The 14,986-nt window shown below is 42.7% G+C and carries 12 protein-coding genes; 10 read left to right on the top strand and 2 right to left on the bottom strand.

Annotation, left to right across the window (positions count from 1 at the left end; all coding sequences use genetic code 11):
• From IPM65_03495 to nusG, 3 genes are read left to right on the top strand one after another with little or no spacing between them, the layout of a single operon-like run.
• Nucleotides 1-1,488, top strand: a complete 1,488-nt coding sequence (locus tag IPM65_03495) for a hypothetical protein (protein ID QQS44637.1) — start codon at nt 1-3, stop codon at nt 1,486-1,488.
• A gap of 44 nt (nt 1,489-1,532) precedes the next feature.
• Nucleotides 1,533-1,730 (top strand): preprotein translocase subunit SecE, encoded by a 198-nt coding sequence (gene secE / locus IPM65_03490; GenBank protein ID QQS44636.1) that lies wholly within the window; start codon nt 1,533-1,535, stop codon nt 1,728-1,730.
• A gap of 44 nt (nt 1,731-1,774) precedes the next feature.
• Nucleotides 1,775-2,416, top strand: a complete 642-nt coding sequence (gene nusG, locus IPM65_03485; protein QQS44635.1) for a transcription termination/antitermination factor NusG — start codon at nt 1,775-1,777, stop codon at nt 2,414-2,416.
• Here the strand turns inward: nusG and IPM65_03480 are convergent.
• A complete protein-coding gene (locus IPM65_03480; GenBank protein ID QQS44634.1) occupies nt 2,413-3,606 on the bottom strand; it encodes a hypothetical protein in 1,194 nt (397 codons plus the stop codon). The genes nusG and IPM65_03480 overlap by 4 nt on opposite strands.
• A 176-nt stretch (nt 3,607-3,782) precedes the next feature.
• On the opposite strand from IPM65_03480, the gene IPM65_03475 reads away from it, so the two are divergent.
• The 7 genes from IPM65_03475 to IPM65_03445 all read left to right on the top strand — a co-directional run bounded on the left by IPM65_03475 (nt 3,783) and on the right by IPM65_03445 (nt 9,672).
• The gene (locus IPM65_03475; GenBank protein QQS44633.1) at nt 3,783-4,892 is read left to right on the top strand and encodes a transposase; all 1,110 of its coding nucleotides are present in this window, start codon (nt 3,783-3,785) and stop codon (nt 4,890-4,892) included.
• A gap of 189 nt (nt 4,893-5,081) precedes the next feature.
• Nucleotides 5,082-5,504, top strand: coding sequence for a 50S ribosomal protein L11 (rplK, locus tag IPM65_03470; GenBank protein QQS44632.1), 423 nt, complete (start codon nt 5,082-5,084; stop codon nt 5,502-5,504).
• A 22-nt stretch (nt 5,505-5,526) separates the two neighbouring features.
• Nucleotides 5,527-6,303, top strand: a complete 777-nt coding sequence (locus tag IPM65_03465; protein ID QQS44631.1) for a 50S ribosomal protein L1 — start codon at nt 5,527-5,529, stop codon at nt 6,301-6,303.
• 79 nt (nt 6,304-6,382) lie between these two features.
• Nucleotides 6,383-7,105 (top strand): hypothetical protein, encoded by a 723-nt coding sequence (locus IPM65_03460; protein QQS44630.1) that lies wholly within the window; start codon nt 6,383-6,385, stop codon nt 7,103-7,105.
• Nucleotide 7,106: 1 nt separating this feature from the next.
• Nucleotides 7,107-8,120 (top strand): hypothetical protein, encoded by a 1,014-nt coding sequence (locus IPM65_03455; GenBank protein QQS44629.1) that lies wholly within the window; start codon nt 7,107-7,109, stop codon nt 8,118-8,120.
• Nucleotides 8,121-8,151: 31 nt separating this feature from the next.
• Nucleotides 8,152-8,856, top strand: coding sequence for a helix-hairpin-helix domain-containing protein (locus IPM65_03450; GenBank protein ID QQS44628.1), 705 nt, complete (start codon nt 8,152-8,154; stop codon nt 8,854-8,856).
• The gene (locus IPM65_03445; protein ID QQS44627.1) at nt 8,857-9,672 is read left to right on the top strand and encodes a ComEC/Rec2 family competence protein; all 816 of its coding nucleotides are present in this window, start codon (nt 8,857-8,859) and stop codon (nt 9,670-9,672) included.
• Here the strand turns inward: IPM65_03445 and IPM65_03440 are convergent, their stop codons facing one another.
• Nucleotides 9,673-14,985, bottom strand: a complete 5,313-nt coding sequence (locus IPM65_03440) for a hypothetical protein (protein QQS44626.1) — start codon at nt 14,983-14,985, stop codon at nt 9,673-9,675. It abuts the gene before it with no gap.
• Nucleotide 14,986 lies beyond the last annotated feature (1 nt).

Genomic DNA, 14,986 nt, shown 5'->3' with positions numbered 1-14,986 from the left:
ATGTTGCAATACCTTTTTACGAAAACCCCCCTCGCCTTTTTCGTGATGGATCTCTGGAGAGATGAGGCTTTCTCGTTTGTGATGGCACAGCAAAATGTTATTGATATCATCAAAACAACGGCAATTGATTTCAACCCTCCGCTCTATTACATCATTCTGCACTACTGGATGCTGCTTTTTGGGACATCCGAGATTGCAATGAGAAGTCTTTCGTTAATCTTTTTCGGAGGGACATTGTTTCTCCTATTTGAGATTATGCATAAGACCTTCAACATTCCTTTCAAACGTGCGATTTTGTACTTTGCTTTTATTGCCGTAAATCCTTTCCTGCTCTTTTATGCTTTTGAGGCACGGATGTATTCTATGGTGGTATTTTTAGTAACTCTTTCCTACTATGCATTCTGGACGAAAAAACGCAGCCTCTACATTATTGCAATTACTCTGGCACTTTACACTCATTATTTCTCCGTTTTTATCCTTTGTCTTCAGGCACTCGAGTACGGAATTCAGAACTTTAAAATCATTTTTGACTGGCGGAACCTTTTTGCCTTTAAAAATAACCTTCGCTTATTCGATCGGACATTTTTTAAAGAGGTTTCCGTGTTTGTGTTCCCCGTCCTGATATTTATTCCCTGGATACTGTTTATGCTGAGTGTTCACAATTTCCGATCGGAAGACTTTTGGATCATCAAACCTCCTCTACATGATTTATTGTTTTTGCCATTTGTACTGTTTACCGGATACGAACGTGTATTCGGAATGTACTACCATGAAGATGCCGGATATACAGACTTCCACCGATTCATAAATGCACTATTGATTTTTGTTGTAGTACTTCCTTTGGTTTCCTATTTATTTAGCTTATTTCAGGTAAAAAATAAACTTTCACTGCAACAAATTGTCCCTCAGAAATTATTGGTATCACTTTATCTGTGGGCATTTGCGTCTCCCGTTGCTATCTTTGTGCTCTCACTGTTTGCAACGCCTTTATATCATCCGCGCTATTTTATCTTTGCAGTACCGGGATTACTTCTCATTATTACCCTCGGATTTGAGTTTATGCTGTATTTAGTACGTTCAGTTCTGGTTTCAAAAGAAAACACACGTTCGTCACAATACCTACACCCCGCTTTATTTATTACGGCCTTCCTGCTTGTCAGCTTTGCTTATTCAGTCACTCAGAAATTCAACACTCTCAATCTCAAATACCACTATAAACGGGATGTTTCCGGCTTATATCAGGATATTATGACTATAAAAAAGAAAGATGAACCGATTTACCTGACGAGCGAGCTGGATTATCATCTTGCACTTTATTACACCCGCAGTAATGATGTGTATATTTTCAATAAAAGATATGATGAAATCCCCGACTATGTAGGGAAAATCCTTATCCCGGAAGAAAAAATTACCTCAAAAAAGCCTTTGTACCCTCATCGCGCTTTTATTGTCTATTATGATTCATTCGATATTTACTCGGAGATCTGATTTTTCCCTCTTATAGAAATCTGAATTTTTTGTTACAATACTCTATGGCAAAAACAGGAAAATCAATGACTCTTTTTAGTGACTTATTCAGCGAGCTCAAAAAAGTGAGCTGGCCGACACGGGCAGAGACTGTCCGACTTACCATTGTCGTAGTTGCGATCTCCTTGATTATTGGCCTCTATATAGGTATAATTGATTCCCTGTTAGCATACGGCCTCGAGTTTTTGACTACTCTCAGATAATTTGAAGGTCCGTTTTTGAAGATAATTACTTATTTTTTATACTCATGGCAGATACTAAAGATTTACAGGAAAATGAAGTGAAAGAAGAAGATGTTGCTGAAGCAACTGAAGTTCAGGCTGAAGAAAAGAAAACCGAAGAAAAAGCATCGGAAAAAACCCGGGACCAGGGAAAATGGTATGTGCTTCATTCTCAGACAGGTCATGAAAACCGTGTAAAAAATAATCTTGAACAGCGTATTCAAAGTCTCGGAGTCGAAGATAAAATCTTTGAAATCATTGTCCCTACCCGAGAAGTTGTAGTTATCAAAAAAGGTAAAAAAACAAAACAGAAAGAAAAAGTATTCCCGGGTTATATTTTCGTCCGTATGGACCTGAATGATCAATCCTGGCTCGTCGTCCGCACTACGGAAGGCGTCACCGGATTTATCGGTGCAGGCACCAAACCCACCCCCATCTCAGATAAAGAAGTTTCCGCTATCATGCGGTTTGTCGAGCAGGAACAGCCGAAATTCAAGGCAAAATTCTCAATCGGCGAAGCTGTCAAAATCACTGAAGGCCCGTTTGCGGATTTCTTGGGATCAGTTGAAGAAATTGATGAAGAAAAAGGGAAAATCAGAGTGCTTGTTTCAATCTTTGATCGGGAAACACCCGTCGAACTTGACTTCCTCCAGGTCAAAAAGCTTTAATGACCTAGGGTACGCGGTGCCGTAATCTTCTTTCTTGCATCCTGCAGATCCCTCACATCAATGGCAAAGATCGGCTGAAGATAGCCGTTTTCTTCATTATATTTTTCAGGTTCGTCAAAATATATTGCATCACCGCTTTCTGAACCAGCCTGTGTGAGATATATTCCCTGCTTACGATGATCCGGATTTTTCCGATCAAGCATCGATCTGGGCGTCAACAAACCGATATGTCCGCTCATCCAGTTTGCTTTAGGAGTCTTTCGCTCTTTTTTTATTGAAAGAAAAACAGGAAAACCCATATCCGCTATTTGTTGAGCTTCTTCTTTAGAGATGAGCGCAACTCCCGGTTCCTGATCTTTTCGGCTCGCTTCAGAAATAATCCGTTCATTCATTGTGTTTGCCACAATAGGAGTCCCGTTTTCATCGAACCGTGAAAATACGTGATGTACCTGAAACATGTCAGCCATATCGCTGGCTGCCACATTGCAAAAGGTTGTAACACTGCCGTCTGTATTGTCTACCTTGGCATATCTTCCGTTGTCAGGATGGCCGAGATTAAGGTAATGAGTCGCCTCACGGAAGCTGGCAATGGATCGCTGCCCAGGGAGGTTGTAAACCATATCTTTCGGATCAATCGGCTTGAGCTGCCAGTCAAGCGGCCACAATTTGCTGCCGTCAAAGAGTGTTTCTTTAGCCTCAACATATCCGATCTGCTGACCTTTCAGAAAATCAGGGCTCGGATTTGAAGGAGTATATTCCGCGGAAGTGACAAGATGTACGCTCCCTTCAGGAGGTTGTCTTTCCGGGTTTATGACTTTACCGGGTCCATCCTTCGGTGTCGGAGCAGCTTGAGCTTCCCCACGACCGAAAGCTATCCCCAATGTAAGTCCTCCTAACCCTGCCAAAAATCCCCGTCCTGTCATTCCCCCTTTTTCCTCCTGCTTTTGTTGCGGTTTCGGGGCTACCGCTTGATGTTGTTCTGTTTTAGGTTCTATCTCTTTTGCTTTACGACTTCCGTGAATGACTCTCCTCCATGCATCAAGGGCACGATGCTTCGCATGATCAGCTGATTCAAGTAACTTTCTAGGAAGCGGCGTGAAGTTTGAGGTAGCTTCGGTTTCAGGCTGTGAAGCTACTGGCAGTTGTCTTTCCGTGACCGGGTTCATACCGGGAACTTGTTCTCCGTCCATATTATTACTATACATGAATTAACGCCGATTTGAATGAATGCCGTGCATTTAAGTACCGATAATATATTTAATTCACTGTAATAATCGCACCGCAATAACATATCTGATGTGTATAAATATATCTTATAGTATGAATAAGTTACGAAAGATATGGCACTCATAGGGAACTAACATCTATGAGTAAATGGGGAGGAGATCAGCTTCGAGTAATTAGGAGTTATGACTGGCAGTACAATAGAGATCTTATGAAAAAGATACGATCTCTATCAGACTACAATCAGTCAGATGTAGCACAAATCAGAAACGATGTTCTGACATTTGCAGAGAAGTACGGGATACAAGCTGCAGTTGATGCATATGGGATATCACGAAGGACATTGTTTCGATGGAGGAAGAGACGGCGAGATTCAGAAGGGCAGTTGGATAGCCTGATACCAGAGACAACCAAGCCAAAGACACCCCGACGTATGGAGACTCACCCGAAGGTCATATCCTTTATCAAAGAGATTCGAGAACAATACTTTTGTTTGGGAAAGGAGAAGATCAAGCCCTTACTTGATGAGTATTGCCTACAGGAAGGAATTTCAACTATATCTGAGTCAACCATTGGAAAAGTGATCAAAAGACACAACCTGCAGCGCAAGACCTACCGGATCTATCACAATCCAGCAAGTGGCTTTGCAAAACGGAAAGTAAAGTACCGACAGAAGGTCAAGCGGTCTCCCAAGGTGGAAGATACCGGATACATTGAGATTGATACCATCACGAAGTTTGTACACGGAATCAAGCTGTATGTCTTCAATGCAGTGGACATCAAACTCAAATTCCAGTTCTCCTACGGATACTCAAAACTCAACAGCCGAAACGGTGCTGATTTTATGAGAAGACTGGAACTAGTATACCCAATACAAGATGGTATAAAAACCATACAAACAGATAACGGCCTCGAGTATCTGGGAAACTTCCATGACTATCTGGAAGAAAACAATATCCCACACCTCTTTATCTACCCCAGATGTCCCAAGATCAATGCCTTTATTGAGCGAGCAAACAGAACACTCCAGGAAGAATTTATGAACCCCTACATCTATACCAAGTGGACCGGTATCGGATCATTCAATCGTCACCTTATTGAATACCTCGTCTGGTACAATACAAAGCGAGTTCACAAAAGCCTGAACAATATTTCACCTATGGATTACCTATTATCTATTTTACCTAAAGAGTGCCATATGTATGGAACTCATACACCCCCTTTACTTTTTCTCTATTCCTTGTTACAATAACCATTACCTGTAAAGTCTTTGAACTTCATAGGGAGGCTTATCGCCGAAATACTTCAAACGCGAGTACTTCGTGTGAACCTCAATTTATTTCTTGTCATCCACTCCCATACGGAGATCCATGTATTTATCTGTGGATTCCCAATCAAGTTGGGAATGACAATGGAATGTATTATTAATTCATTTTCATTCATGGCTAAAAAAGTAAAGACACAACTTAAGCTGAATTTAGCGGCAGGAGAAGCAACCCCGGCACCGCCGGTCGGACCGGCTTTGGGACAACACGGTATTCCGATCATGGAATTCATCAAGGAATACAATGCCCGAACGGCAGATCAGCGCGGGAATATTATTCCTGTCATTATTACTGTCTACGAAGACAGAAGTTTTGATTTCATCACCAAACTTCCGCCTGTCGCAGACATGATCAAAAAATCTTTGAAAATCGACAAAGGATCAGGAGAACCGAACACAAAAAAAGTCGGGAAACTCTCCAACGCTCAGGTCACGGAGATCGCTGAGAAGAAAATGGAAGATCTCAATGCTGATGATATCGAAGCAGCAAAACAAATTGTGCGCGGTACTGCCCGAAGCATGGGTATCGACACCGAGTAATTATTAATTAGTTCACAACACAATGGGAAAAGTACGTACACGATTTCTCGGAATAGACGAAATCGAAGAACAACAAAAAAAAGAACAGAAGGAACGGGCAGAACGAAAGAAACTGGAACACGCTGACGAACCTGAAGAAGAATCGGAAGAAGCAGAAAAAGAAACCAAGAAAAAACAGAAAAAAACCGCACCCGCTGTTTCTGCAAGAAAACACGGTAAGAAATTTGCCGAAGCCAGAAAAAAAGTTGATCCGAAACAGTCATATAAACTGACGGATGCAATTGAGTTACTCAAAAAAGTTTCGTTCGCAAAATTTGATGAATCAGTCGAGCTTCATATCAATGTCCTGAAAGACGGACTTCGGGGTGAAGTCAGTCTTCCGCATGCTACCGGCCGAACGGTGCGTGTGGCTGTCCTTGACGATGCCATTTTGAAAGATATTGAGAACGGGACCATTGATTTTGATGTGCTGATCGCCCATCCTTCTCAGATGCCGAAGATTGCAAAATTTGCACGGGTTCTTGGACCGAAAGGCCTTATGCCGAATCCGAAAGCAGGAACCGTAAGTACGGAACCTGAAAAGACAGCCGAGAAATTCAAGAAAGGATCTCTTCGATGGAAAGCAGAAGCTAAGGCGCCGATTATCCACCAAATGGTCGCTAAGCTTTCATTTGAGACTTCTCAGATTGAAGATAATGCAAAAGCTTTTATGGAATCCGTCGGATATAAAAACATCAAAGAGGCATACATTGCCGCAACGATGACCCCAAGTGTCAAACTTGTGATTCAATCCGAATAACCGATAAACCCAAAAACGTGGAATGATTCCTTTCAAGGAACGTTCCACGTTTTTTTTGATAGTATCGTAAAATGATACTATGCACCGATTTTTACTCTGTATCTCCGTCATAGGCCTGGCGTCGTATTGTTTGTTTTCAGCACCCGGTGTTCACGCTCAAATTGACCTTGATTTGCTCCTCAATTCCCCTACTCCGACACCTCTTCCCCCGGGACAGGAATATATCCTTGAGCTTGAGCAGCTTGACTTGTCAACAGCCTCAGATTCCGGAAAGTTCGGTTCATTCAGTACTGCCGAAAGGAAACGCTTCGAAGAACAGGGATATACGGTACGGAGTAAGGATCAACCCATTTCTTTTTCGATCGATCGTACACAAATTGCATTCAGTTCTTTTGAGACCGCACCGGTCCAGGAGGAACAGTCTTCCGTTCATATAAGTGCCGAAAGCTCCGGATTTCAGGTTTTAATGGAAGCAAAAGCCGCATTCTCCTCTGAAAACGATACCACTATTCCTCCGACACGCTGCGATAGCCGCCGTACCTGCAGCGCGTTGCGTGCCCAATCCTGGAAAAATGAACAGATACCCGGGTGGGGTTATTCAGTTTCCGGGAATAATGCTCCTTCTGATTTTCAGGATAAAACGTTTTATCGCCCACCCTCTTTTGACGGCATCATAGCACTTCTGAAGCAGGGAGAACCGGCAAAAAGAAGCAGTATTACACTGAACTGGAAAATTGTGACAGAGGCACTGAATGATGAGACATACTCATCGGTTGTAACATTATTTGCCCTTCCCTATTAATATGAAAATTATCCCCTACATCATTCGAAATACTACTCATATTATCGGGGTATTCGTTGTTCTTTCTCTGTTTGTTTCACAGATATCCATAGTACAGGCACAGCAATTTTCATTCTCCCTGAAGCCCGCTCAAAATCATGTGATCGCAAAACCGGGAGCCTCAATCGTTCTTCCGTATACACTGGTAAATACCGGTGATCCGACCGTTGTGAAATTACAACCGTATCTGTTGTCCGTGAAGGATTCAGGAGGTTCATATGACTTAGTTCCGTATTACTCTGACGTACCGGATTTTCCTGTGTTTACTACATCCGATGCTGCGTTGCGCATAGGTGAACCGTTTCTTATCTCCGCACAGGAAGCTATTGAGTTTGATCTAATTGTGGTCACCAATGAAAATCTTAAGGAAGAAGATTATTATTTCACGTTCGTCGTAGAATCTGAACCTACTGAAGGTTTTGAAGATACAAGTCATATCAGCCTTCAAAGCGGGATCGGCAGCAATATATATCTGTCTATCAGTAAAGACGGTAACCTTTCAAGCTCAGGTGAAATAACTCAGTTTAGTGTACAGCCGCAATTTACCTTTTCGTTAGGCAATCGCCAACTGGCATTGTTTGACAGCTTTCAGCCCGTTCCTATTCTCGTGACTGTAGCAAATAAGGGAAAACGGATACTGCAAACATCAGGAACCCTGTCCGTGCAATCAAACCTTTCGACCGGAGCAACTGTCATCCCGATTCCCGAGCAGTATATACTTGCCGATTCTCAACGTCTCCTTTCAGGAACAAGTACGGAAAACAATTTGATTTCGAACACAAATACAGCAATAGTATCCGGCAGTTTTATCGGTTCATATACAGTGAGAGCAGATCTTCAGATAGGTAATGACGCCGAACAACAAAATGTTTCTGTCCGGTATTATGTCTTCCCCTTCCGATATTCGGCTTACGTTCTGATACTTTTTGTGATGCTACTGGCAACCCCGCGAATTCTCCGTCTCTTAAGAAAGTGATTTGAAAGCAAAGATATGGTACAATGTTCTCATGAATTATATTATACCATTGTATAACAATATTATCTCTTCAGCTACTTCTCTCCGCAGGTATATCATTGAAATTTGTCTTATTGCAATTGCCGCAGTCATCACAGTTGTCTCCCTGGTGCAGCAACGCGAATTCGACTTTCATCCGTCGGAAGCTGCAGTTCCAACGGAATCAAAACGTCTGTCTCCGACACCAATCCCCCGGCAAACCGTATCGGTTGATGTCTCGGGAGCGGTTTATAATCCGGGAGTATATGAAGCTTCCGCAGGAGCGCGTATCGGAGATCTTGTTGAGATGGCCGGCGGTATTTCACATGAAGCCGACCGTTATTTCGTAGCACGAAACTTCAATATGGCACGATTTGTCGGCGACCAGGATAAGATATACATTCCATTCATGTTTGATATAGCGCTCGGAACATTTACCGAACGCAAACGAATACTGGAGTATCTGCAACCGTTGGGCGAGATCAATGAAATGTCTTCGGAAATCTTTCCTGTCGATCCAAAACAAACAGAAACAGGCCTGACAGTCTCCATCAATGAAGCTTCTGCGGAAGAACTGGATACATTGCCGGGTGTAGGCTCTGTGACAGTACAGAAAATTATTGAAAATCGACCTTATATCGTAATTGAAGATTTGTTGAACAAAAAGGTAATGAATCAGTCAACATACGCGAAAATCAAAGACAATATTTCACTTTAGATGGAAACGATAACAGATCTTTTCAATTCATACTTACCCGAACCTCATGCTTCGCTTATGAACGGAATACTGCTCGGAAGACCCCTCTTCGTGACAGACACATTCTACAACCAACTGAAAGCAGTTGGACTCATTCATATTGTTGTTTTGTCCGGCATGAATATCACACTCCTATCTTCGATAATCTTACGCATCATGGTCCCTTTTATCGGACGCAAGTTAGCTATGATGCTGACAATCGGGATTATTGTGGGCTTTATATTTTTCGTCGGCCCGGAAGCACCTGTAGTACGCGCCGGCATTATGGGGATCTTATCTCTTGTTGGCCTTTTATTCGGCAGAAAGGCTCTCACTATTTACTCATTATTTCTATCTGCTTTGGCTATGATCTTGATAAATCCAAGCTGGTTAACCAGCATTTCCTTTCAGCTTTCATTTGCGGCGACTCTGGGTATTATATTATTCGGATCACCTGTCAGAAATGGTGACAAAACGCAAGATGAATTAGTCAAGGCCAATTCAGTGGTTTCGTACTTGCTTGAAGAATTACGAATATCTTTATCCGCGCAAGTCTTTACGGTGCCGATTATCTTTTATTATTTTCGGCAGGTTTCACTTGTCGCACCGATTGCTAATATACTTATAGCATGGCTCATTGCGCCAATCATGATACTTGGACTCATCATCATCCCGATTGGTCTTATCAGTTGGCAATTCGGTTTTGTCGCATCATGGAGTGTGTATCCTCTACTTTCAATTATTGTTTTTGTAACGGAAGGTCTGTCAAAAATTCCCTATGCTTCTTTTACACTCTGATTACTCGAAGGATACGGCACCGTTGTTGTAGATTTGCTTTGCCTGTTCAGCAGTGAGTGCATAGTTAAAGATACGTACATCATCGATCTGTCCGTCGAAGTCTGAACTTCCATTCCCTTGCGTTCCGAATCGAAGTCCAACGGAATTTGCAAGACTATCAACGCTCGCAATATTTCCGGTTGTACTATCTTTCTGAGCTTTTCCGTTTATGTAAATTGTCGATGCGCTTGCATCCCCGTCTACATACACAGCGGTAATATGAACCCATGTACCTGTTGAAATCAGATTTGCCTTAGAACTCACAATAAACTGATCTGTCCCATCCGCAACACGAAAATCAATAATATCTGATGGATCATTAAAGAAAATCATATATCCAGCATCAGACGCGGCCTGCGAAGTTTTTTTACTCAACATGGTGTAATCATTTGCTACGGCATCAAGTTTCACCCAGAGTGAAATACTCAAATTCCGTCCGTCAACAAAATCAAGAGCATCATTATCTGCCACTTCTACATAATCATCAGTACCATCAAAATCAACAGCAGAATTTATTTTGCCGGTGGCTCCACTCCCCCAAGCAGTTGATGAAGTACTGCAGTTCCCGACGGTATCTTCCCCGCTACCTCCTATTGAAAGCGTACCGTTGTTCCCAGCGGCTTTCCCGTCAGCATTCAGAGCAGAGTTGTAAACAGTTGTCCCCTGGCATTCATCCATTTTGTACCATGCAATCGGAGCTCCACGATTGTAATCCCATGCAATCTGTGCCTGAGTACGAGTATAGTCATATATTTTAACCTGATCTATTACTCCGTTAAAATACGAGGGGGTCCCATCAGCACCGATCCAAAGATCTTGATTCGTCTCGGCTGGTGTTCCACTACCGTCACCTGAAGACCAACTTCCAATCAGCAACTGTCCATTTTTGTATAGTTTTATACTGCTTCCTGTTCCAAAGGTAAACGTCATGGCAATATGTTGCCATTTACCCACATCAAGAACTGTACCGGAAGGTTCATAACAATGATATGCAAATCCTGAAGTGCTATAACAGAAGTCAAAAATGCCGCTTCCTCCCACATTTCCTATCTCAAGCAAATAATTCAGTTGTCCGTCTGAGATCCCCCCTTTTGTTAAAAAAGTGCGATAGGTACCTAAGGAAGGCAGTGCAGTAGGTTTGATCCATGCTTCAAGAGTAATAGGATCACCATTTGAAAAATCAAGAATACTGCCGGTCCCGGGATCTGTTACCTGTATATAATCATCTGTTCCGTCAAGAGTACATCCTTTCCCTATTTTTCCGGGGGTCGTACAATTCATTCCCGTTCCGTTTGAACTTTGTGTTGTTCCGCTATTTCCGTTTCCTGAGGTATCTGCTATCGTCTGACTTGCACCAACCACACCATCATCCATACTCCACTCTGCAATCGGTGCATTGCACGTACTGGCATCTCCCGGGATACAATATTCACGACCGGCAGAATTTGAAGGAGCTGATCCGCCTACTCCAGTTGACTTGGCCCCGAGTACAAGAGTTTTACCACCATTGTTTAAAACTTTTACCTGATCAGCTGTCAATGCAAATGGATACAGGAGCACTTCATCAATAGTTCCCTGAAAAGTACGATCTTCATTAAGACGATTCCCTATCGTGAGGTTATATGTAGAATCGCTGTCTGGAGATCCGGTTCCTTCAATCTGTTCGGAATACGATGCCTCGTGTCCGTTAATGAATATTCTCATGCGCGGAGTGGCATTTTCATCATAGGTACCCACGACGTGATACCATTGGTTCAATTGGATCGAGCCGTCACTGGCCGTAACCTGTGTCGCATTTGCCCCGCTGTTTCGTTCTTTAAAGAAACGGATACTTTGTTGTGATGTGTTATTCACAAGTGTTAATCCCCAGTTCGTACCCGAGGTGTCACTTTTATTCACAATCCGACCGTAACTTCCCTCTCCGTAGCCTGTAGGATATATCCAGGCACTCACGCTCATTGTTGTCAAGTCATCCAACGAACTATCAGACCCTGCATTTACATACCCTGATGTACCGTTAAAAGATAAAGCCTTGCCATATTTTCCGTCATTAGTCCATGTTGCACTTGATATACTGCCGTCATTCCCTTGCGTACTGGAATCATTTGCGGTCGTGCCATATCCTTCATCAAATTTTAGATGAAGTGATGAAGAACCGACCGGTGTCCCGATCAAGGGATGTCCGGCATTCATGTCCTGAAGTATCTGATCACGAGTCCGCGCATAGTTGTAGATCTTGAGCTCGTCCATTACAAGATTGGAATAATCTGCCAGTGATGCGTTACATCCGGAGTTGGCATCTACTCCGATAAGCAACTCACAGGTACTGAAATCAAAGGCGGTTCCGTCAGTTGCCGTATTTTCTAGTTCACCGTTTAGATAAACGCTAATAGTCGAACCACTTCTACTCACAGTAACATAATTCCATGTATTTGTAGTTACATTGGTGGGGGTATATGTTCTCCAAGACCCGTTAGTATGGATATTAAAACTCCCGTCTGTAATAATAATTGTGAATTCGTTTCCGCCGGTATCAAGCACAGCCTCATTTCCGCCTACCGCAATATCTTTAAAATTTGCCCAGAATGAATAGGTAAAGTCTGCTGTCGGTAACGAAGGTGATGTCACTCCGACATAGGTACTTGATCCGTCAAACAGTAGTCCTTTTCCGTACTTTCCGTCTTTCCAAGCACTATTTGAGAAGTTTTGCATGGTACCTGATCTCCCGTTACCGGATCTGTCATTTACCGCTGTCGTCCCTGTTCCCTGATCAAAATCATAATAAATAACCGGCCCCGGTGCCCATTGATAGAGGGTCTTTATTTCAGATGAAGAAAGCGCACGATTATAAATTCGAACTTCATCTACTTCCCCTGAATAATTATAACTAGTTGTATCCACAGGGCCTCCGATACCAAGGTTTGTTGTACTTTGTGAGAGATCTTTATCTCCTATCTGTACAGAATTACTTAGTTCTCCATTTAAATAAATTCTCATGTAATCTCCGTCATATGTTGCTGTTACATGTTCCCATGTCGAAGTGGTAATTCCGGACCCTGCAGACAGTGCATAGATTGAGTAAGATGTGTCACGCAATACAAAACGCCATGTTCCAAAATATGGTCCTACTATATATGTTTCTTGTGAGGAAGTAGCTCCTTTTGTAATGGTTTTCTGATCATTACTAGCCAATGAAGATGTGTTTGCCCAAAATGATATTGTTAATCTATTAGGACGGAGTGAAGTATTATCTCCAATGGCTATTTCATCTCCAGTTCCATCAAAGTTTCCGCCATTTCCGTACTTTCCCACTCCGGGACCGGCATCACCTACCCCGGTCCCGTTATTCCCGTTCCCGGACGAATCAACAGCTGTCCAACTAGGACCGGTTGTCCCTGTAGTCTCATCCATCTTCCAATATCCCACCAACCCTTCAGATAAAAAAGATCGATCCTGTGTCCCCAGTACCGCAGCTGCTCCTTTTGCACCGGAAAATAAATAGTCCTGTTTTATCTCATCTGCAGATCTGACATATGGATATATCTTGACCTCATCCATAAACCCGTCATAAAATTCCAAATCAGCGGCAGAAGAGCCGAGATAAAACGGCTGATTATCAGCGGAAAGCACTAGATTATGACTGAAACCATCATCTGATTTCAAAATCCCGTTAACATAAAAATCAATATCATCAGAGGCATCTGAATAAGTCACGACTACATGAGACCATTGGTTCGTCTGGATATCAGCATTCGTTGTATTTGTTCCTCTCCATCCTGATTGGTATGTACCGAAGTTAAGTTCATCCCCATACAATTGAAAGTAATAATTAACCTCATTAGTTGAGTTTCCTTTATAAACTAACGTGTAATATGTGGAGCTCTGGAGTGAAATCGGCTTGACCCAGAGTGATATTGTGAGCTCATTCTCAATATCAAGGGTGCTGCTATCAGCCCATTGGATATAATCGTCTGTGCCGTCAAACTGCAGACAACTTCCATTCTGGCAATATTCTTCGGATCTCCATGTCGGGGCAGACGATCCCGTGCCCAAGGTTCCTGTCTGTGAATTCCCCGACGTATCATTCACGCCCGTCCCATATCCCTCGTCAAATCTCCAGTATGCTGCCGGACCCGGGGCAATTTCCTCTGAGCCGAATGCTGGTGTTCCACCTGATGAATATGTGATTGAAAGTTTTGCTGCTTTTGAAGTACTGCCGTCATAGGAATAGAACTCCTGCCATTCTCCGTAATCACTCCCGTTATCGGCGAGTATAATAGATATTGCATTCCCGGTGGACCACCCTCCTCTACTTACTATTTCCTGAATTATACTAGTCACGTCTTTGCTATATTCGGACTCTGCCACCACACTTGGCAGAGACCAAGTAGCGTTAGCTGTAGTAGGAGTCAGATTATTCATATTATCTAATGTTAATGCAGTTGCTGTATCAGCATCTTCACCAAATAGTATGTAATCCATACTGCAACCCCCGCAATCCCACGTATTTAATCCTGTCAGGGTAAACGTAGCAGATGTTATTGTTGTACCTTGGGGAATAGAAGCGCCTAAGAATCGCACAACAGCCATATGGGTATTCCCATTGTAAACACCCATGGGAATAAATGCTCTTGTCAGCGAGTTATCAAGATCTCCGGCAATCTGAGTATCTCCGTCATTCCCACTCGCGTTAACCTGCAAATTTATCGTTGCAGCATTGTTCGATGCACTGGTGCTGAATCCTGTCAAGCTAAAGCCATTTTCAACCAATGGGTTCCCGTAATATGCATGCAAAACCAAACTTCCCGCACCATATGTCGTCATATTTACGTCAATTTTTGTATCAGAAGTGTTGCAGCCTGAAGATATATAGTACTCGAGCAATTTCCCTGTATTATCGGTAAATCGAAAATCTCCACAATCTGACTGCAGTTTACCGGCACTGATAAGAGTCGCGGTATCAATAGGTATCGTTATAAACACATTACTTTCCTCAGCGGTATGATTCGGAAGCGCAACCGATTTCCGATACTTCCAATTGTCGTTATACCAGTTTGCCGAAGCACCTCTTCCTTTCAGGAGAAATACCGACACCAGAGATATACCGATTATTAAACCGAGTATACCGATGAGTGCTGTCCGTAAACGGAGCAATTTTTTATATTCGCTTTTATTGTGCAGGTGAGGGATACGTTTGAGCGACAAAATGAACGAACGAAAGAATTTAGAAAGTTTTAACCTTACTACTTTTAGTACAGAAAGTCGTCCCAGCATA

It is taken from the genome of Candidatus Roizmanbacteria bacterium, from assembly GCA_016700135.1.
In the GTDB taxonomy this organism is placed as follows: Bacteria; Patescibacteriota; Microgenomatia; order UBA1406; family GWC2-37-13; genus UBA1450.
The sequence above is the reverse complement of the archived record's forward strand: the minus strand, read 5'-3'. Positions and strand labels throughout refer to the sequence as shown.